We start from the raw sequence: 20,445 nt of genomic DNA, 5'->3' as shown, positions 1-20,445 counted from the left end.
TCAAGTATCCGAAAGGGAACTATGAATGAAATTCAAACATTATGTGGACGTTCCAGGCTGTCCCGTCGAAGTGACGCTGGACCTCATCAACGGACGGTGGAAAGGCGTGGTGCTATTCCATCTCCTCGAGGCGGGCTGCCTGCGATTCAATCAGCTTCACCGCCGCCTGGCAGGGATCACCCAACGGCTGCTCACCAAGCAGCTTCGCGAGCTTGAGGAGGTCGGACTGGTTCTTCGTACGGTATACGCCGAGGTTCCGCCGCGCGTAGAGTACCGTGTCACCGAGGAAGGCGAGAGCCTAAGACCAGTGATGGAGATGTTGTCGCGATGGGGGACGGCTCGACTGGATCGACAGAGCGCTATGCAGGCCGCTGCCGGTCACCGGCCTGTGCCTCGTCCGCGCTGTGGCTAACCCTTTCGCGCCACCCTGCTGATGCCTGCGAGTTCGACGTGTGCAGCGGCCACATCCGCAAGCGTACCAAGGACTCAACGCCCGGTGGCAGCACCGGACGTGACGATTCTTGGCGCTCGGGACGCGATTGCAATGACCGACGCCGAGGCGCGGTCACCACTTGCTTGCGAGTATTTCGCGCGACACAGCAAAACCTACGCTACTCCGCAAGCCCGATCAGTCGCAGTTTCGGTCTTTCGCATCGAGGAGAGCAGCGATCTTGCACGATGAGCCGTCATTGTCGGAAACGTACGCACCAAGGCGGCCGAACTTATCTTTCTCGTCGATATTGCTGCCGCCTAGATATATCCCTGCCCTGCTAACCGACCCGCTGTGAAGCCTGACAATGTCACGCGTGGACGGTGCGAGGAGCCAACCCAAGGGTAAGTCGTAGTCGTACAGATTGAGCATGAACGAAACCAAGTCGACACGCTTGCCGCATTCCGAATACGTGGTGCAGAGTTCGGTAAAGCGGCTCAAATTTCCAAGAGCCACCACCGCTCGCGTTTCTCGCGTGCTCAACATGGTCCGGATCGGCGATAGCAGCTCACCCAATCCGAAGCCGCCCGGATGTTGCAAGATCTGGAGGTTTGTCACTGCGATGCCCAGAAAGCGAACCGGCGGCTTTCCATCCCGGAGCCTGCTATCCTGATTGTAGAACCGCGCAAGAGCGTAAATCAGGTCGAACGCGGTCTCAGATCCTGAATTCTCGACATAACCACCGTCGACCATCCTCATGGAGCCGCTTTGGAAATGGAAACTGCCGGCCGGCATGATCCACGGAAAACGCGCACTGAGCGATACCGCCGCCGCCAACGAGATGTCTCTCATTTCATCTGATGAACTGTCGTCGCCTTTTCGTATCTTAGCCAGGGTGTGAAACTCCGCCAGATTGGACAGCGGAATAATATTCCCCACTTCACCCCAATCGATGATCGTGAACGGAGTTATCGCAACACGATTGCCATGCTCGACATTGGTAAAGTTGAGAATGAGCGCAGGCGCAGATTTTGCTGGATCCCAGTGATCCAAGAAAGGCTGGGACCACACGTCGCTATCAGTCTTCGATTGGGCCCACGCCTCGGATATGCCTTGCTCGAATACTCGGGCCCGGTCGAAACGAGACGACCATGCGGGCAGGAATCGCTGCGCGGCATCGGGGAATAGCGCGGCTGCGAGTACGGGAGACAAAAAGTCGTGGCTCATAAAGCGATCCGCTGTCGCTTCGAATTTCCCTTCGCCCTGCATTCCGAGATTGCAGTCGGCATGATCGCCATTCGGCGCCATTGTTTTGGCCATGCTGGAGAAGACCGCGCCTCCAAGGCTTCCGCCGGATACGCCGCTGATCGCAAAGACATGCTGTGCGAAATTCGGGCATCGATCCTGCATACGCGAGAGCACGGTCGCGGCATGCTGCGCGGCGTACAGCCCGCCACCGGAAGCGGCAACAATGAACACCGGATAGGGAATTTTACGGTCTTCGTACCATTTCCTATCCTCTCGCGCGCTGTACCACTTCTCAAATTCCTCGACAGAACGCTCAAGACGGGGATGGATACTAGGTGATAGCGTCACTTCGTGGTTGTCGGTCAAATCGAAGTAGGACAGAGCCAACGCCCAGAGAATGACAAGCGACAACAGAGGAATTCCGATCCGATCGCCAACTTTCGTAAGCAGCGCTCCGAAGGAGACGATTCCGATCACGGCCAGAAGGAATACTCCCAGCGGTCCCACCAATTGAGCGCCTGAAATGGAAAAGATCGAAAAGAACAGCATGCACAGCGCACCAAAGAGTGCGACCTTGCTAATTCGAACCGCGTGACGAGCGAAGATCCTGTGAACGCGTGGCGCGCGCAACCCTATGCCGGGCAGCAAAAGAGTGGCTGTCACCGCCACGAAGACGGCGGCCTCGAGATAGAGAACATTGGCCGCGGTGCTGAGGTTGCGGATAAGAGCCGCAAGCTCAGGCAATTTCGTCAGGGTTTCCTGCGGCGGCGTGCCAATCAAGGTCTCCCGAGCCGCGAAAAACATGCCTAATGCGAGGCCGAGCGGAGGAAGCACCGCACAAACGAGCGGCAAAACCCTTCTCAGAAACCGATTCTCCGTGCGTGGCATTACGGCGCGCAGGAGTTCTCTGGTGATCAGCGAAAGCGCCACCGACGTCATCAGGAGGATCGGAAGAGCAAAAACCAGTTGCGGAAGATAAGCGAGAAAATCCTCCGCCATCGCTCGGTAGACTTCCCGCACCTGAGGCACGCTCGACAGCATATATGCTACGATGATCGCGACGACGAGCGGCACTCTCGTGGCTCGCATCGTCGACAGGACAGATGCGATGCGACGGATGGTAAGGCTTCTCGCAAGGCGATGGACAAATCTGCGGACGTATATTCCGTTCGCGGTTTCGGGGCGAATTTCGGTATTCAAATCGTCTGTTGGCATGTCGTCGGCCAGGCTAGTAGGTGTTGTCGAAGCTTGGGCCTTCCGTGACGCCTCGGCGCGCCCCATTCCAAATTGATATCGCACTACTTCCGCCCCTCCCGCAGTGGGCCGATTTGCCTCTCAGGTCACCATATAGGCCGAGCGGAAGCTGCGGACACCTTCCAATCCGTGCAAAAGGAGCGAACTACCTTAAGCTGAGCAGACTTATCCAAGCAGAGCAAGAGCTCTGCGGTGACATACTCCCGAGCCGATCGCAATTCTAGCTGCCTCCGAGCGCGCATTGCTCACTGATCGACGTCTCATTTGCGAGATCGGAGATGATGAAAAGAACGTCAGGGCGTAGACAGCAGACGCTCCAGACGCGCGATTATGCGGGCACCCATTTGTATTCGCTCGCCATCGATTTGAGCTTGCGATCGCTTTGACAGCGTCCACCCGAGCGCCGGCGCATGGGCATAACGGTCAGCCAGACGGAAGTGACTGAATACCCCATTGACCGAAGCCACATAGGTCGACACTAAGCTCGCCGTGAAAGTGCTCTGCGTCGACTGGCCACGCAAGAGCGCAAAGAACGGTAACCAGGTCTGGCTCAAATTGTACACCTTGTTTGGCACGGCAGCCGCGCCGACCGGGAGCACAGAGATCGAACTGAGCCCATCGCTGAATAGGAGATTCGATCCATCGTCCAACGTAGGATCGCTACTGACCTGCACAAAGACGGCTTTGCGAATGAAGCGTCGCGTACCTGGAGGATGAGGTTCACGGTCGTCCTGGATGAGATTGCCGACCTCGCGAAGGACCTCTAGCGCCGAATTCGACCCAAAATTCTCAACGTATCCGCCATCCACAACTGCGTCGTAGAAGCGACCGGTCCTGTCGTAAACGGAGCCCGCGGGCTCGATGAACGGAAAGCGCGTGCTGATTCCGATCGCGGCCGACAGAGGCAGGGGCCGGACTTTCGCAACGTTGAGCAGTTGTTCGTTCTCGGTGAGACCGGCGGCCAGTATCCTCTGCCCAGTCAGAGCGGAGACACCGTTCAGAACGAGAACAGGAAAGCGAGAGACGGAGTTGACCCGATCAAATCGTCGGGCGAGCCCTTCTCCAGGGTCAACCATCGTGCTCTGCCAAGCGGCCTCCCAAGCTTCCTCGAGAACTGCCGATCGGTCTCGTACCCAAGGCAGGGGTAAAATGTCGCGGAATAGTAGCGCGGCAAGTACCGGCCCCGTAAAGTCGTGGTCCAGTATGGCCTGACCGCAAAGGCGATAACCTGTTATCGTTTCTCCCGCGCCGTTTCGACACGAGACGGCCTTGCCAAGTCGTGCATGCTCAAGAAGGGCGCGATACACACCCGCTCCGAGCGACCCGCCGGATACGCCACTGATCATGAAAGTGTGCCGGTCGAACGTGGCAAGGCGATCCTGAAGATCGCCGAGAATCGTGGCCGTCCAATACGCCGCCCTTAGACCACCTCCTGCGGCCGACACCAGGATGATGGGGCGTCGCTCATCGACTTGGTCCAGAAACTCGTAGGCGTAGAGCTTGTTCACTAGCGGGGCCGATCCACGCAGGCTCGCCTTCCGGTCGTCTTCGTCGACCGACGGCGCGCTGCGGACTTCGGGGAATGACTTTGCGTCGCAGTCGGCACATCGGATCGAATGAGAGTCCACCCCAAGGCTGGCGACAGTCGCTACCGCAGCTAAGCCCAATGGAATTGCGACCCATATCCGTCGCCAGTGAAGCTGGGCGTAAGTGATTGCTGTCAGCCAGCACGAAGCGGCGATCAGCAAAGTCGCTTCAGGGCCGACGGACCATGCGAATTTGATTGGCGCGAGGAAGGCCCATGCGAACAGCGCTGCGACGGCGATGCCGAACAACAATCGCCGTCGCAAGGTCCGAACGAGAGCCAGGCAGCAGCACCGCAGATAAGATCGAGCGCGCGCTCCGATTGAGCGAAGGGCAGCCGGAAATATCAGAACGCCCAGGGATTGCATCTCGAGGAGAGGATACAGATGAATTGGATCCCGCGGCAACAAAGCCGCCCTGTGCAATGCCCGCACTTCGGCGATCGCCATCAGGCCAGCAAATCCGACCGCGAGCAGCGCGGGCATCACCGATCGGCGGAAAGCCGCGAGGCGACCCGCCAGTAGTATGGGTCTAGATCTGAACTTTGCATCAGCACAGTGCCAGATCGTCACCGAAAACCAAATTGAGGCAATCAACATTCGGGCGAACGCCGGGAGAGATTCGGCGCGGGCCAGAGCCAGCTCCTCTGCTTGCGGGACAAGCAGGAAAACCGCGAGAACGATAGAGATGAACACGATGGTCGTGCCTGCCCCGCATGTGGTCCGATGCACTCTCCTTAACAGAAGCCACAACAGCGCACCGACCGTGCCAAGCCAGCCGTGGACGATGGCAAGCCGGGACAAGCTGCCGTCCCTCCCTCTCGAACGGTCGAACATCATGCAAGGACACTACCATTCTGGTGAGCGCGTGCCAGACACATCCCGGCGCCCGCATGCGGCCAAACCAATAATGCAGGCTCGATCAACTAGCCGGATTGGGCGGCGCCAACTCCACCATCAATTCGTTGAGCACGGCAGCTAAGCCCGTTGTGCGGATCAAGAGCGCGCAACTTTGGCACTGCTCGGTGATATACGGGAAGGTTGGTTTGCCCGTTTATGGGCGAAGAAGGGTGGTCGCGAGCGTGCCCTTGTCGATTTCGACGAAGCCAGCGCCGCGTGCTGCTTGTCTGGAGCCGACTCATCATGCCGAATGGCCGCTCGATCGTGCTGGAGCGCCAGCCAGGCGCCGACGCGGAAGGCTATGCCGGTCTTGAGGACGGTGTCGACTACCACTGGTGGGATCTTGCCAAGGCGGCGGCGCTCTCAACGCTCCTCGGTGTCGGCGCGGAGCTCGCGACCGATGACAACGATCGCCTCGTGCAGGCTATTCGTGACGGAGGCCAGGACACCATCAATGACGCCGGCCAGCAGATCGTCCGCCGTCAACTCAGTATCGCGCCGACGCTCACAATCCGACCTGGATTTCCCGTCCGCGTGATCGTTACGCGCGACCTCGTGCTCGAACCATACGGAGGGTGACATGACCAAGCTCAAGCTCGGCGCGATCGCTGACGACAAGCCGATCAGGGTAACTGTTGAATTGCCGGCCGCGCTCCACCGGGATCTCGTCGCCTATGCCAAGGACCTGGTCTTTGCAAATATGGGAGCTGCGGAGATGCCGCATACAACCGCAGCAGCGATGAGACCATTACCGATCTTGATGTTCGTTCTCCTGGCTCCTTGGCCTGCTAATCCGCCGAGGCGGTCAATTCGTCTCGTTGGGAAGCGATCGCGCGTACGCCGCGGCTGAACCGCGGGCGTCCGGTCGTGAAAAAGCCGCTGCAAGCGTCCTTCTCGTCACATCGATCGCATTCTTCAACAAAGCCATTCTTCCAGTCCGAGATCGACTGGAGCGCATGCGGCCAGACTGACTTTGGGAGGACACATTTCGGAAGGTTATAGACCGACACGTTGACGCCTGCGGCGCTCAAGTGATCGACGGCCCTGGCGAGCCCGTCGCCATAATCCACCGGATCCATCCAGAGCAGGGCATCGTTTGCAATGGCAAAGCCCGTATTCTCGAGACCCATCAAGGCGACGTGATCGATGAACGGCAGATTGCGGGCAATCCAACGGCTCGTGTCCTCGATGATCGGGGCGGTCAATGCATGCAGCACGACGCGGATTTCGACTCGTTGTCCCCGGTCCTTCAGCTTCAGGATGCCTAGAATCGTCTCGTCGAACGCACCCTTCGCCTGCACGACGTGATCGTGCACGTGATCGATCGAGGAATAGACCGGAATGGCGGCCATCAGATTCGGATGGCCGACATCTTTCCAAGCGTCGACGATCCGCGAGTGGGCGAACGCCCGGCCGTTGGTCAGCACCTGGATGGCGGTCGCCGGCAGCCGATCGCGGCACTCCTTCAGGACGGCGATGAAATCTTCCCAATCCGACAGGGTCTCTCCACCGGTGAACGTCAGCGCACGGGTTGCCGGATCAATAAGAGGCAGGCCTTCTTTGATTTCGCTCAGGATCCACCGGTCATCGACATCTTTCGGTGGTTGCGAGCACATCAGGCAGTAATTGTTGCACCGTTCCGTGACCAGAAACGAGTTGTGCGCCGAATTCCGGCGATACAGCGTGCGGAATTTCCTCGACGCATGATCGAAGCCGATGACATCGCCGTCCGCGAGATAATCATACTTCGGGGGGACCGCGACGAGCCGTCCTGTGAACGCGCCGGGTAGATCGATCGCGCCGTCGGAGACGACAAGGATGGACGGCCAGTCGGCGTCTATCGCGCGCCGGATGTCGTCTGGCGTTCTGGCAAGCGCAAAATCCGCCAGGTGACGTTCGGCGGTACTGTCTACCGACCGGAGCCTGACGACCGAGCGGGCCTTATCTGAGAACAATCCAACGCTCTGGGAGGCTGTGCCATAGAGAGGAAGGGTCATGCGGCCGCCCACCGTCGCAAGATGGCGGCATCTTCCGGAGAGTTTTCAAGAATGTCCAGCAGCAGACCGATGATCCCTTTTTGCCGAGCGCAAAACGCCGATAGAGGCTTGATTCCCAGGGTGTCACCCTGCGTCGCGTGATGATAGACGGGGTCCGCCCCGCAGTGGCTCTCATACACACAGGTCGAGCATTCGGGCGCGCACTGCGTCAGCGACGACGAAATCACGCCAACCAGCTTATCCGACAGGATCAGAGAATTATAGCTGTCGTGTTCGACGTGACCGAGCCGGAACGCGTCGTCACCGGTCTCGGCCAGCATCCTGCCTTCATCCGAAGCGAAAACACTGCCGTCATAGTTGTAGACCAGCGCGCCAAGGCCGGCGCCGGCGGGGCTGCGCAAATCAACATAGCCAATGGGACGGTCCGAGAGCATCCGTGTGAGAAGCAACGCCGCGTAGAACTCTCGGAACGGGGTACCCTGTCGGTTGATTTCAAGAACCCGGCGCAATCCACGCTCGTAGAACGCAAGCCACTTCTGCGCGTCGTACTTGGAGAACTGCTTCGTTTTGATCGCAAATCCGAACGGAGAAAGCGGGCGCAGGAAGATGCCATCCAGCCCCAGTTGGAGATATTCGTCGATGATCTCATCGACGCGGTCGAGGCTCGCCTCCGTGGTAGTCATCAAGGCCCCGACCCGGTCGGGACCTAAGATCTCCCTGGCTCGCCGGATTCCGGCAACAGCTAGTTCATGACTGTTTGCACCGGGTCGGGGACGGTTCTTGTTGTGCAGGTCGGCTGGACCGTCAAGGGAAGTTGAGAGCAGGATGTTGTTCTCTTTGCAAAATTCGAGAACGGTGTCGTCCAACAAGGCCAAGTTTGAGGCGATGACGAAGTCGAGCTTCTTGCCGGACCGTTGTTTCGCAGCGGCAACAATCTTCCTGATCAGCGGAAAATTGAGAAGTGGCTCCCCACCCTGGAACTCGATCTTGATCCGTGCCGTCGGGCTGGCGAACGCGATGTCGAGCGCACGCATCGCGGTTTCTTCGCTCATGTCGAAGCGTGAGCGGTCGGTACTTTGACGCGAGACCTGGCAATATGGGCAAGAGTGTTCGCACCGCAGCGTCACGACGAAAATATGAAGCGGGGTCGTCTGCTGCAGGAACGACATCCGGCTTCTCAGCCGGGCCGCCAAAAGCTGCCGTTGCGCCTTCTGGTTCGCTCCGGTGACCAGATGACCGGCATAGGCCTTTTCGTAGAGGCCGTCGCCGGGTCGGACCCGAAGGTCGACAAGCCTGCTCAGTTCATCCTCCGTCAGGCGGATGAAATCGCCGATCATGTTGGCGACGAGATACTGGTTTGCTCCGGTGCGCTCAAAATTGAACGGCAACAACGATAGATCTTCGGTTGCCGCTCTGAAGGTCTCAGGAGATAAAAACCGCGCCATGGTCCTCCGGCAGGACTTTATCCGGCATTATTTTGGTTAGTGGCCAGGGCCCCGAAGGCAAGTGCGAGGATGACGTTCCGAACGCCTTCGGTTTTTTCAGCGACGCGAATCCGCAAGTTTTCGTCGGCGACAAGGTACAGAAACCGCTCCTTCAGTTCGTCCGAACTGAGCACGGCTCCTTTTTGCGGATTGCCAGAAGAAACTAAGCGGCAAATATAGCGGTCGCCTGCCCGGTCAACCTGGCAGGTCGCCAATCCGATCAGACGATAGGCTGCCGCATCCAAAGCGCTCAGGCTTTGGATGCTTGAATCGAAATCGACAGCTACCTCGACCTGAGACGCCGCAGGAAGCTTAGCGGCTGGAGGCATGAGAGGCATGTGAAGCATGCGACGCGTGGGAGCTATGTCCCGCGACGATGGTGCCGTCGGCCTGCTTCGTCATGACGAACCCGAGAAGGTCTTCCCCCGCCTGATAGTAGCCATTTGCCTTAGGCTTAGTGCCGGTATTTTCGGCCGCTACCGCGGTTGTATCGTTGGCAATTGCGGTCCTGGCCTCAGCGCCCTGAACCGACATACCGGTAAGCGATGCAAGCGCAGCGCCAAGCGAAAGCACGGCTTTTGATTTTTCCTTCATATAGCCCCCAACATATTTGCTTAGTGAATAGGCATTCTTACAACTTGCGAGCGCGTAAAGTCTATAGTTCTATTTTTTATTCCCGCGCCGTATGCTGCGTTGCAAAAGTAGGGGCGCTCGCATAGTAGCTTGAGGTCAATCAGACCGCGGCTCAGACGGCTCGATTGGAGATTGGCGCTTCCCGAATAGACCGGTTATCCAGCGCCTCCCTTCTGAGCGCGCCGAGCGTGGTGCGTGCGCAGTACAGAGGTTGGTTCGGTTTGGCGAAGGTGGCGATCAGGAACGGTACTTCGACTTCGAATACCTGTTCGAGCAGCGGCCGATTGTTCGTGTCGATACACCAGGCCAGGCAGAACGCGATATGAGCCCGCGCCGAGTGCCTCCGGAAATTGAACTGACACGTATTCTGATAGCGATCGATCAGGCGGGCCTTCACTTCGATCAGTAGCTCGCCCTTGAGTAAATCATGTCCCTTGGTGTTCCGCTCGCTCCTCACCGCCCCTGTGTAAGCCGCGATCAGGGACTCCGAAACTTCCCCGAGCGCGATCGACCGGGTCTCGCGGCCGAAATGCTTATTTAGCGTTGTGAGCGCGTCGATTGTCTCGCCTAGTTCACTGGAGAGCAGCGATTGAAGCTCGCTCGTAACGTCCCTGATCATGATCCTAACCGGTAGTTGCCGAGGCGACGCCAGCATCGTTTTGTTGCCTGCAGCCTTCTCTAGGTGCGCGAGCAAGCCTGCACGAGAACTCCTGCAGGGAGAAGTTCATTCTGGCTCAAGGATTCGCGCGGATTTTCAGCGGGCGCGACCTGGCGCCACCGTGATGACCGATCGGCGCCAATATCGCCAAGTCCATGATTGTCGTTTGAAGCTTAGCCACAGACCCCAACTGTTTCACCCTCGACTGTGCTGCTTTCGATCCATTCTCAAGCTCCGCGGGTCGAGGAGCAGGGCTATGCCCCTAGCTTCGCCCTGGTCGAAACCATACTCATCGAGATCTTCGACCATAGGACGAACGTCGATCGCTTCGAAGTGCGCCAGACGGGGTCGTCCGTCTGCTCGAAGGTTATTTTCGCACTGTAGGTCAACGTGGCGTCAGCCAACGAGCACGTTCGGAATAGGAGAGCTTCGAGCGATTGTGGCCCATCATCATCGCTGAGTCTTTGGAATTCCAGCCGCATAACTGGCCTGGGATTGACAAGCATCTCGACCGCAACCTGCGCCTCATCAGCCGTCCAGATCTCATCAAAATTGAAGGGGACGCCTGAAGCGACGCCGGCCTTCGACAAAAGCATTTGCCATCCGTCCAAGAACCTGGAGATCGCCGGTAGTTCGTCGATGTATGGGCCGCTGAGCAAATCGCCGACCGGTAGCGAGATCGACGGAATGCGTGAGTTTCCGGAGATTGTGAGCTCGGCCTGACCAACTGCCATTAACGAAAGCGCTCGCGCAAGCTCCGCGTGTTGTTCGAGAGAACGCTGAACATTGTCCAGGTCTCGCGCGGTCTCGAACTTCGCTCCGCCGCGCGTGATTCGCACTAGAAAATCAGCATGTCGAACTAATAGGTCCGGCCCATCGATATCGTCGATAGGCGGTCCAATGAACATTTCGGCATCAAACCGTGCGGCTCGTTCGAACCCTCCCCCTCGGACGGACACTACGCAGGGACCAAGACTAGGAGGCGTGAACACCAATTCGTTGAGATCATCGAAGAGCGGTCCTTGATATGGCAGCCGAATGCCAAATCGCATGTCGAATACTTGGAGCTGCTTCGGCTTGATCGGAGCTAGCCCGAGCAGCACGTGGTTCAGATGCTGCGGGCCTTCGATGTGCGCGATGGCCTGCGCCTCGAACCGTCCCCTTTCGTAGCCGAGCTCTGCGAGCTGCCTTTGCTTTTCTATGGTGTAAATGGTGGTATCCGCCCGGCAGATCGCAGACAGGGCTTCCAGCATTCCCTCGGCAGTAGGCTCGAAGCGCGCTCCAACCTTCTCGTAGTCGTAGCTTATGTCCGTATTGTTGATGTCGCGCGCCTCTTCCACCTCGGCCAGGCGAAGCCTTTTCAGGACCCTTCCGAGCTCGTCGCCGATAAGATGCACGAGATAACCAGATTGGCACTTACCTTCCTGGCTTATGCGAAGAACAACAATGACGGAAGGATGCGCATCCTTCGCGAGCCTATCAACCGCAGAGAGGCTTAGCCGCACTCGGCTGCTCGTGCGTCCAACTGTTGATTTCAGTTGCACGCGAACTGCCTTGGCTTGGCGCTGGTCTAACGCAGCGTCACCCCCGAAGTGCTTTGCCGGGAACTCGACGATGAAATCCCAACCCATCACATCGACAGTGCTTTTGTTGCAAACTAGACCGGCCTGCGCACATAGAAGCTGGAACTGTTGCTCCCCGATAAGACCGATGCGCTCCGATTCGAGATCACGCTCCATCCAATGCTCCATGTTGCGCGCCGGCACCGAAATAGATCGGCACGGTCGAACTCAGACGGCGACCAGCCCGTCCATAAACCCTTCCACAGTTCTGCAGACGCGTGTCAGGCGCGTCAATGCAACTGAATCCGGAGCTTCGCCCGAGAGCTCGCGAAATCCTACGGAACGCCCCCCGATGCTTCCAGTCGACGTCCAGCGGCCCGCCAGGGCCTCGCGCTTAGTCGCGAGCGACGAGATGAGCAAGATCTCGCAGGAAGGTAAGCAATTTGTTCAGCCCCTCAGGTGACCCGTCCCATACCCCTGCGACTGCTTTGGCGAGCTGCTCCCTTCCGCTATCGGCGTGTTGCACAGTGTCGACCGCAAGCCTCTTTTTTGCATAATTGCATAATTCGACAAGAGTCGGAGTGAGCCGAGGTGGCCTGCGGTTCAACGCGCGGTGGACGCTCGACTGGTTCACGCCAACTAACTGCGCCAACGCCGCGTCTTTCAATCGCGAGGATTTCTTGAACTGAATGACAAAGGCGACAGCCTCGACCGCACCCTCTTCGGGGCTGACGGGCCGTCCCAAAGAACCCTGAATTTCAGCTTTTCTGCGGGCCACTGTTATGCAATAATGTAGAAATTGAGTCTTCACAAGAGGTCGGCGATGAAGGAAATCCGCTTTTATCGTGCAAGCGAAAAGCCGTACGGCGTGTTCAGCAATCTCTACAGGCGGCCGATCACATTTGAAGAGCGCGTCTATCCGACCTCCGAGCACGCGTACCAGGCTGGGAAAGCACGCAAGGAAGAGGTGCGAGATTGGCTCATGGCCGCCCCCTCACCAGCATTGCTCGCGATGGCGGCGCATGGCCTCTATCAGTGGGACATCGCTCCCGACTGGTCGAGAATAAAGTTCGACCGCATGAGAGCTGTGCTCATGGCGAAGTTCACCCAGCACCCCGATTTGGCGGCTATCCTTCTCAACACCAAGGATGCCGTGTTGATCGAGACCGCAACCGTCGACAATGCCGTGAACAGGCTCTGGGGCGAGGTGCCGGGCAGGGGCGGAAAGAACATGCTCGGAATAATGTTGATGGAAGTCCGCGAGCGCATCGGGCAAACCAGCAACAAGCGGCGACGCAAGATCACCATGCAGGCGGCTGAATAGAACTTCAGCCGCGGCTACAGCTTCCGAGCGTTGTCACGTACGAGGTGGACGTCTCGTCGATGCCTTGATCGAGCATCTCGCGAACGTGGCTCGCACCGGCAGCCAGGAAAAGTCCGCGAGCACCGGTGAATCCGCAATTTAGCGCTGCAAGGCGTTGCCCGACTTTGATTCCATCGAAGATATCTTCGACCTTCCAGCTTCCTTCGCGATACCAGCGCTTCAGAACGAGATCCAGCAGGCCGGTCGTCACCATGTCGCCCGATCCGCACGTGTCGATTACGCGCGGAGCAAAGCTGGACGGAAAATGACGCCGAACCTTTCCGTTCGAAACCGTCAATCCATGCGCCCCGTGTGTCCTGATGACTATCGTTTCAGGATCAAGATCGTCGTCAGCAATCTGTTTTCCAGCAGTCTCATCGGACAGCTTGATGACGGTAGCGCAACGAACAGCCCTGGCGAACAAATCGTCGTCAACTGACGCCGGCTCGAAGAAGACAAGAGCCCCCGCTCGCTTTGCCTCTTCCATCGCTAGCATGATCGTTTCCGAAACTCGATCCGTGTAGAAAACAGACACGGATTTCAGTGTCTCGGCAGCTCGCCAAACGTGGTCATGATCAATCGATCGCCACTTTGGAAAACGGACTGACGTTTGCGGACACGTCGAAGTGAACCGATGAGTCGCGTTCACGGTATCAACGATTTCAACAATAACGGGAGAAGTGCCAGTGCCGGCTCTTGAGACATAGCGCGTCTCGCACCCCGCCTTCTCGAATTCATCGAACAGAAAACGGCCGAGGTCGTCATCGCCAAGATTGACGACGGGGAAGACCGGATGGCCCAGCATCGCAAGCGACAGAAGAACATTCCCGCAAGAACCACCGAGCGCTTCCGTCGGAGCGGTGTGCGCGTCCGCATAGATACGGTCGACGGCTGTCAGACCGGTGCCTGCAACGGCAGGGCGCGCCGAGGGCGGCGTTTTCGCTCTGGCTCTCAATTGGACCATAACATGAACATTCTATCAGGGCCGACGCAATATGGATACATCTAGTTGCGCGCTGCCCGTACCCTTCAGGCGCATGCCGGCAAGTATCCTTAGCAGACCATCAGGACCTGAGACGTTGCCTGGCAAAAGATTCCAACAGGAAATCTCACGCTCGCAAACACGATCCACGCTCAGTCCGAAATCCTCTCCCAGCAGATCGTAGTCGTTGCCATGACGATCGCCGCTATCACCGATCGCGAGCATTTGAAGCTGAGCATCGACCATCTTGGCTCGAATGGCATTCAGGACGCGCGGTTTAGCCGCCCATACGGGACAGATATCGATCGAGTGGCCGGAGCGGACCATTTTCAACCCTGGGCGCGCCTCCACGATCTCCCGCAGCCGACGAAGGCCGTCCGCCGACGACGCCAGCTTGTCGATCGCTATCGTAATTTGAAACGGATTCTCCTTTGGAAGCCATCCGTTCCGGAACATCGCGGCTCCGGCCTGGATACGACCGAAAGCATCCGATATTGCAGCGTCCGGTTCCAGATGCGATTCTCGAATATCCTCGGACAACGGAGCGATGTAGGCACCGTTGTAGTATCCAACGAGCACTCGCTCGCAATGCTCGGCCGAAAGGCACTGCCGCAATTCCTCACCGACCGACCCTCCTCGGCCGGTCGCCAGCGCGATCGCGACACCACCATCGAGGAGCTTCCGGACACCGTTTATGATTGGCTCAGTCGGCAGCTTTCCCCTCTTATCTGTCGCTACCATCGTCCCGTCGTAGTCCAGGATCAGAGCGCCGAACTCTGCGGCACCGAGACGCTCGATGAATTCGTCACGCCGCGAACTCCACGGAGCGGCCATTCTATCAGGCTCATCGGCTCTTTGCTCCGAACGCCGCTTGCGGCGCGTCGCAGCATCTTCGCTCTCAATTGCAACGAGCAGATCCTGGCTGTCATAGATCGTCCGTCCGAAAGGTGCGACACCGGGCTTTCCTGGGTCGATACCTGCCGCCGTCCCTAAGCCTTCAACGATTCCGAACGAGGTCAAAACCGCATCAAAAAGAGTATGCCGTCCGGCTGCTCCGAAGCCAAAGTGCATCCGCGGTATCGTCGATGGGATACAGGATCTGATCGACTCCCAAAACGGCCGGCTGCGATCGCAAGTTAGTGAAAGCAGAACGGTGCGGTCAGCATGCCGATCGAGCCAAACATGCCGACCGTGCCCGAAGTTTCTAAAATCCGTCCGCTGTACCCTGCAGAGCCCCGCTTCCCAGCAACTGGTTTCGATCATGACAGCCGCAGCGCTCAAAGCGGGATCATGCAGGATGATTAGAGTATCGCGCTCAGAATCCCAAGCTTCCGCAACCATCCCCATAGTCCGGTCCCGACTCGAGGACGACAGGAGGTTGCCCGATCTGGTCCTCACTCGATCGCTTCTTTCAGCAACTCCATGTCCCGCAACCTGATCACTTGCCAGAAGCAGCGAAGTGACAGTTGAAGTGAGCGAGTGCGTTGCTAGAAATCCGTCCTTCTCATCAATAACCGGAACGACGTGGAGTCTGACATCGTCCGTATCCGCGCCAGCGATCAAGCTTCTACCACGCGCGGTGACGACATCGATGCGCCGGGCGTGTTCTTTTACTGCCGTCTGGAACGCCGCCCGGATGTCCGGGTTTTCGCCGCCCGCGGTGAAGAGCCAGACGCCCCATGTCGGCAATACGGGATCAAGCGCAAATGCCATCGGCGTCGTCACGGCGGTCGCTGAGTGGAGCAGCCACGTCCTGCAAGAAGATAAGAACTCGGCCGCAACTGCCGAGCCGCCGCTTCCGACAGCGACCACGGGATAGTCGGCAGCACGCTCGAGAGCCTCGGTTAAGGCCCCCAACTCGCTTCCGCACACCGCCGAAACGGTACTCTGTAGTCCACTTACCTTGGCCGTGAACACCGCAGTCATCTGCCCTACCGAATTTGTTCGCCGGTCCATGCCGGACGCCTATTACGCTAGCCAGCCACTGCTTCGGACGTCATATCGTAGCTCCCGTAGACAGGCCCGTGAAGCCAGACGTGAACAGCCATGTCGGGTGGCGCGCCCGACTCTTTCGTTTCGATTGGCTCGAACTCGTAACGCAACGTCTCGACGTACTGAACGGAAAGGTTGTGCTCTATCGCAGCCATCATTGCGCCGACCGCGATCACTTTGCTGCCAAACGGAGAGAGAATGAGTTGTGGGAAGAACACGCCCTCCACCGTTTGATCGTATCGCGACTTCAGTGTCGATATCGTCCGATAGCAATCGAGTGGGTTGCGTTCCGACACATGGATAATATCTCGCGCATCGACCTGCCATTCGTTCAAGAGCTGCGCTTGATATTCGGCTAGAAGCTCATCGACCCTCCTCGGGTTTCGCGCCGGAAAAGGCACTACCGGGCACACTTTATATACGCTGTCGAGCGTGCTCCGTATCCTACGCAGCGTCTCGACCCGGCCGCGCCCAAGCTGAGGCAGCCAGACCTGAGCAACAGGAAGGGGCTCGTAGCCCCCCGACGGACCCGAATAACCCCGAACGGATTGCACTTGCGGCGACGGCTCTCCGATTATCCGGTCGTCAAGCTCGGGGTTCGAGACGAGCATCACATGCAAGCTAACGCTGGGATTCGCTTCGGCATATTCGAGCAGGAGCTTGGCCAAGGGAAATCCGACCCCTGTCGACAGTGCGCTCATATCAAGCACGATGTCGGTGACTTCCTTGGGCCAATCGTACTTTTCGAGCGCGGCGCGGACGCCGTGCCCCCCGATGGGAGCCTGGTCGTCAGCGGAGAAAATCGGGATATGAGCGATCTGGGCGTCGGCAATAATCGCTTTGAGTTGCGCCTCATTCTCGTTAGCCAGCTCCCTTAGGTTGACAGCCGGGTCGCCGCGTTCTTCCCGAATGAAGAAACCATGCACGCGCGACCCCATGGCCGCCGAAAGCCCCTGCGCGATGCACTTGGCTCTAGGATCGAACCCGGCTCCAGCCACAAGGACGCAATGTCGGGAAGACTGAGAAAAGTATTCGTCGATGAACCGATAAACACCATCGTCGAAATGGGTAACGCAGTTCTCCCAATGGCGGCGCATGAGTCTCAGACCTCTTCTTCGACCAAGGTAAGATCAGTGGTGCGGCGCTCCAGAAATCCACCTCGATTGAGAGTCAAACCGTACGCAAGGCAAACGGGACCGGACAATTCGAGTAGGCACCAGTTCTTTCCTCCTTGACCGTAGTCGCGGATCGCCACGATCGCACCGTAGGCGATCGCATACTTAAGTATCAGAGCGGTCTCGCTTTCGCTCGCTAGCAAGTCTTTCATCTCGACTTCAAGAATCCCGATCGCATTCGCGCCCGCTCCCAGGGATGCATTGGGTTCGGTAGACACGTCCCGGCAACCGACTGCAAACCGGTCAACTAAGGCGCGCACCCTTCGTGCGAACGGAAACCTCCAAGAATCTATCATTTCCTTCGACTTGTCGCGCAACGCGCTTTGTTGCTGCGCAGGCGTCAATGCCGGATCTTGGTTTCTGATCGCCTTCGTCTCCATTCTCTCGACGAGCGCGCCCGCCAATTGCAGAAAGACTTCCGCATTCTCGTTGCTGGCGTCGCAGAGATCGTCCAGTCCGAAGTGAAAGGGACGATTGAACTTGTCGTTGAGGATCAGACGGGCCGCGTCCGCAATAGTACTTTTTACGCGCAATGGCTGGCGTGGTTCCGGATCGTCCGCGAAGAGATTGCCGGTCAGTCCCGTAGTGCGGACGATATAGCGATGGAGCAAAACGCGATACATCATCAACTGAACATCTTCGCCGAGATCGATCGATTTTGCGCCTTTGATATAACGATCGACGATCTGCTTGATCTTGCCTTGGCGATCCTGCGAGATCCCACGATCTCTCTGTTCGCGATCGATAAGAGCACGCAGTTCATTGAGCTGACCGGTCGTTAGCCTAGGAGGCTCTTCGCTCAGAAGGTCTCTAAACCGATTGTAGTTCCGGTCGCGAAGCGGCTGCACAAGACGGAGGTAACGATCCGCCATGTCGGTTGCCATCCTGCGAAATTGACGGCGCTCGTCGTGTCGAACGCTATCAGTCTGCATGAAGATATCCAGATAATCGCGCTCCGCCTTGAGGCCTGGCAACGCATCCGCGTCTGCCGATCTAAAGACCGCATTGGGCGATAACGCGTCCATCCTCATCATCATCCATCGCGCGAACCGGATCTCACGCCGCGCGATCGCTCGGAAGAGCGCTTCAAACTGCTCCGGATGCAGTGTGTGCACATCATCGAGTATCGTCAGTGGACGAAGGCGGCAGGGACTTCCGTCCCAATCGATTTCGATTTCCTGTATAGCCTCGAAAGGCTGATAGGGCTCGCTCGCCTCTTTTGGGATATTTTCAAGGGAGGGAGGAAGTAGGCTTGCTCCGATGGAATAGATGGCGCGCTCGACGCTGCGAGCGCGTACGACGATGCTCTCCGCGTCCGATCCACCGATTTGCTCGAGCTGCGCTCCCGCGCCGTCCCGCGGAACGAACTTGATGTCGCTCACGCGACGTCGCCGGTTCGCGGTAACGTTGCGTACTAATTCGAGAATGGTGCGAGCCTGGATCAGAGCCAGTACGAGCTTGGTTTTGACTGCGGGCTCATACGGAAGCTCCCAGAAGTCGCGATATTCGGATTCCATCGGTATTCTGACGGCGGCGATTGTGGGGCGCTCGTCCTGCGTAAAGCCGCAACTTGCGAGAACTGAGGCCAGCGACCGGTTGTTCTCGCTGCTCTGGTCGCGGAGGATCGACTCGATAAGTCGAAACTCGACTAGACTCGCCATCATCGTCTTGCCGCTTCCCGGCGTTCCGATAACCCGGACCGGATGATCGAACAGAAGCTCGCGCTTCTTATGTTTAGCGACAAACGTCGTGAGCGGCTCCGGGCTGACGATCGCAAGAAACGCGGAATCGTCCCGGATGTATTCGGTAGCGCGCCTGAGGAACGGATTAGTCATTGCAGGGACCCGTGTCTATCGCGTCGATAGAAGAGCGAGCGCATCTTGTGCGCGCCGCCCTTCCCTTCCGTTTCCGCCCACAGCAACGGGATGCTGTTATTCGGCGTGTTGTGCTCAAGCACGATGGGGAGAGCACAATCGGCATAGCCGAGCTTCATGTCGGCCTGACCAGCTTCACGACAATGCTTTTCCGCGCGCGTGAAAATCTCGTGGTCATAATACTTGATGCCGAGGTCGAGCATGCTGTCGTCATTTGGACGCGATAGCGGCTGCGTGTTGGGAAGAAGGAGGCTTTCGGTTACCGTGTGCGCCGCGCAGGTCCACTCGCTCCACTGCGCTTTGGCAAATTCCAGCCGCTGGAGCAACGCCCCCCGGGCCTGAGCGCTCGATATGTAGTGATGGATGTGCAACTCGTACTGCTCTGCGATCGGGAAGTCGTCCACCAAGTCAAGGCGTGCGGACCGAATAAGATCGTTGAACTTCTTCAGCTTGCCCTTCCACTCGCCCTCTTTGTTTTGTCGGATGAAAGTCGTGCCTGACGCGGTAAAGTCGTCGATGAGGTACACACAATCGAACTTCTCACCGGGCGACATGCCTTGCGCCTCCTGAAGGTTCTTACTGAGATCCCGCCATTTGTCTCGGTCCACGTTCATCATCGGTACAACCTGCTCGGTCGAAATTCGACCGGCGTTCGCGCGCCGGAGCATGTCGATGCGGCTTCCGTCACTCATCCCGACGAACAGCGTCTTTCGCAGGCATCGCTTGAATGCATCCGCGCCGATTTTGTTGGTCCAGACCTCGTAGGGTTTGATGCCGAGCCCGATCGCGACCGTTTGCCGTAGATGCGGGGTAACGATCTCGGGTACGAAGGTCTCGACGAGGCGCTGCATTTCGGGCAGCGAGATGTAAACGAGCCGCCGCTTTATGAAATCGTATGCTGCAGCCCGGTCTTTCGGATCGAACTGCTTCAGCCAAGTCGCCAAGCTTTCGAGAAATCGCACCCCGGCTCGGAAATACGAGTATCCATCGTACTTCACCGCGGACATCATTCGTAGCCAAGCGTATTCGTGAGTTGCTACGGTCTGATCGTCTTCTGGCCATCCCATAATTTCGGCCAAGAGACTTAGCGCCATCCTGTCGTTCAAATGAGCCTCTTCAAGAACAAAATCGAGCCCGAGATCGTCGCGAATCACCGCGAGCGCGGCTAACGACTGGCAACTCGTTATACTGGTAGCAAGCGACCTAGCAACCGATGGTGGATTAGCCGAAAGGCTAACGACGCAGCGCCGGGCTGGATCGCGGCTTGCCAAGAGTGCGCGTTCGTCAAGATCAGACGATCGCTCGCGCCA

Annotated in this window: 16 protein-coding genes and 1 pseudogene; 4 read left to right on the top strand and 13 right to left on the bottom strand. The window is 58.0% G+C overall.

What is annotated here, in order from left to right:
• Window positions 1-25 precede the first annotated feature (25 nt).
• Entirely contained in the window at window positions 26-412 is a 387-nt protein-coding gene (locus tag ABIB95_RS37745; protein ID WP_247302540.1) for a winged helix-turn-helix transcriptional regulator, read from the top strand.
• A 216-nt stretch (window positions 413-628) separates the two neighbouring features.
• Here the strand turns inward: ABIB95_RS37745 and ABIB95_RS37740 are convergent, their stop codons facing one another.
• Together ABIB95_RS37740 and ABIB95_RS37735 are read right to left on the bottom strand one after the other, a co-directional pair.
• On the bottom strand, window positions 629-2,752 hold the full coding sequence (locus ABIB95_RS37740; RefSeq protein WP_354247391.1) for a hypothetical protein: 2,124 nt from the start codon (window positions 2,750-2,752) through the stop codon (window positions 629-631).
• Window positions 2,753-3,225: 473 nt separating this feature from the next.
• On the bottom strand, window positions 3,226-5,319 hold the full coding sequence (locus ABIB95_RS37735; RefSeq protein ID WP_354247388.1) for a hypothetical protein: 2,094 nt from the start codon (window positions 5,317-5,319) through the stop codon (window positions 3,226-3,228).
• 303 nt (window positions 5,320-5,622) lie between these two features.
• Between ABIB95_RS37735 and ABIB95_RS37730 the strand changes: the two are divergent.
• Together ABIB95_RS37730 and ABIB95_RS37725 are read left to right on the top strand one after the other, a co-directional pair.
• Window positions 5,623-5,994, top strand: a pseudogene (locus ABIB95_RS37730) (TraB/TrbI/VirB10 family type IV secretion system protein); the annotation flags it as partial.
• A gap of 1 nt (window position 5,995) precedes the next feature.
• Window positions 5,996-6,265: a DUF2274 domain-containing protein gene (locus tag ABIB95_RS37725; protein ID WP_354247385.1), complete on the top strand. Its 270-nt coding sequence runs from the start codon at window positions 5,996-5,998 to the stop codon at window positions 6,263-6,265.
• Here ABIB95_RS37725 and hxsC read toward each other — a convergent pair.
• The 6 genes from hxsC to ABIB95_RS37695 all read right to left on the bottom strand — a co-directional run bounded on the left by hxsC (window position 6,204) and on the right by ABIB95_RS37695 (window position 11,926).
• The gene (hxsC, locus tag ABIB95_RS37720; RefSeq protein ID WP_247302535.1) at window positions 6,204-7,412 is read right to left on the bottom strand and encodes a His-Xaa-Ser system radical SAM maturase HxsC; all 1,209 of its coding nucleotides are present in this window, start codon (window positions 7,410-7,412) and stop codon (window positions 6,204-6,206) included. The two genes, ABIB95_RS37725 and hxsC, sit on opposite strands and share 62 nt — an antisense overlap.
• The gene (hxsB, locus tag ABIB95_RS37715; RefSeq protein WP_354247381.1) at window positions 7,409-8,857 is read right to left on the bottom strand and encodes a His-Xaa-Ser system radical SAM maturase HxsB; all 1,449 of its coding nucleotides are present in this window, start codon (window positions 8,855-8,857) and stop codon (window positions 7,409-7,411) included. The genes hxsC and hxsB overlap by 4 nt, the downstream gene beginning before the upstream one ends.
• Window positions 8,858-8,874: 17 nt before the next feature.
• Window positions 8,875-9,234 carry an HxsD-related protein gene (locus ABIB95_RS37710; protein WP_354247378.1) on the bottom strand — a complete coding sequence of 120 codons (360 nt, stop codon included), beginning with the start codon at window positions 9,232-9,234 and terminating at the stop codon, window positions 8,875-8,877.
• Window positions 9,209-9,490, bottom strand: coding sequence for a His-Xaa-Ser repeat protein HxsA2 (gene hxsA2 / locus ABIB95_RS37705; protein ID WP_354247376.1), 282 nt, complete (start codon window positions 9,488-9,490; stop codon window positions 9,209-9,211). Before hxsA2 ends, ABIB95_RS37710 begins: the two co-directional genes overlap by 26 nt.
• A gap of 151 nt (window positions 9,491-9,641) precedes the next feature.
• Window positions 9,642-10,148, bottom strand: a complete 507-nt coding sequence (locus ABIB95_RS37700; RefSeq protein ID WP_354247373.1) for a hypothetical protein — start codon at window positions 10,146-10,148, stop codon at window positions 9,642-9,644.
• A gap of 293 nt (window positions 10,149-10,441) precedes the next feature.
• A complete protein-coding gene (locus ABIB95_RS37695) occupies window positions 10,442-11,926 on the bottom strand; it encodes a hypothetical protein (protein WP_354247369.1) in 1,485 nt (494 codons plus the stop codon).
• A gap of 646 nt (window positions 11,927-12,572) precedes the next feature.
• On the opposite strand from ABIB95_RS37695, the gene ybiA reads away from it, so the two are divergent.
• Window positions 12,573-13,073 carry a riboflavin biosynthesis intermediates N-glycosidase gene (ybiA, locus tag ABIB95_RS37690; RefSeq protein WP_354247366.1) on the top strand — a complete coding sequence of 167 codons (501 nt, stop codon included), beginning with the start codon at window positions 12,573-12,575 and terminating at the stop codon, window positions 13,071-13,073.
• A gap of 4 nt (window positions 13,074-13,077) precedes the next feature.
• Here ybiA and ABIB95_RS37685 read toward each other — a convergent pair whose 3' ends face one another.
• From ABIB95_RS37685 to ABIB95_RS37665, 5 genes are all read right to left on the bottom strand, one after another.
• The gene (locus tag ABIB95_RS37685; protein WP_354247363.1) at window positions 13,078-14,076 is read right to left on the bottom strand and encodes a PfkB family carbohydrate kinase; all 999 of its coding nucleotides are present in this window, start codon (window positions 14,074-14,076) and stop codon (window positions 13,078-13,080) included.
• A gap of 15 nt (window positions 14,077-14,091) precedes the next feature.
• Window positions 14,092-15,819: an HAD hydrolase family protein gene (locus tag ABIB95_RS37680; RefSeq protein ID WP_354247360.1), complete on the bottom strand. Its 1,728-nt coding sequence runs from the start codon at window positions 15,817-15,819 to the stop codon at window positions 14,092-14,094.
• A gap of 248 nt (window positions 15,820-16,067) precedes the next feature.
• Window positions 16,068-17,183, bottom strand: a complete 1,116-nt coding sequence (locus tag ABIB95_RS37675) for a hypothetical protein (RefSeq protein WP_354247357.1) — start codon at window positions 17,181-17,183, stop codon at window positions 16,068-16,070.
• Window positions 17,184-17,188: 5 nt separating this feature from the next.
• The gene (locus tag ABIB95_RS37670; RefSeq protein WP_354247354.1) at window positions 17,189-19,096 is read right to left on the bottom strand and encodes a hypothetical protein; all 1,908 of its coding nucleotides are present in this window, start codon (window positions 19,094-19,096) and stop codon (window positions 17,189-17,191) included.
• Entirely contained in the window at window positions 19,093-20,289 is a 1,197-nt protein-coding gene (locus tag ABIB95_RS37665) for a phosphoribosyltransferase-like protein (protein WP_354247351.1), read from the bottom strand. The genes ABIB95_RS37670 and ABIB95_RS37665 overlap by 4 nt, the downstream gene beginning before the upstream one ends.
• Between the last annotated feature and the right edge of the window lie 156 nt (window positions 20,290-20,445).

It is taken from the genome of Bradyrhizobium sp. LA2.1, assembly GCF_040547725.1.
Lineage (GTDB): Bacteria > Pseudomonadota > Alphaproteobacteria > Rhizobiales > Xanthobacteraceae > Bradyrhizobium > Bradyrhizobium barranii.
This window is presented reverse-complemented; position numbering and strand designations above follow the sequence as displayed.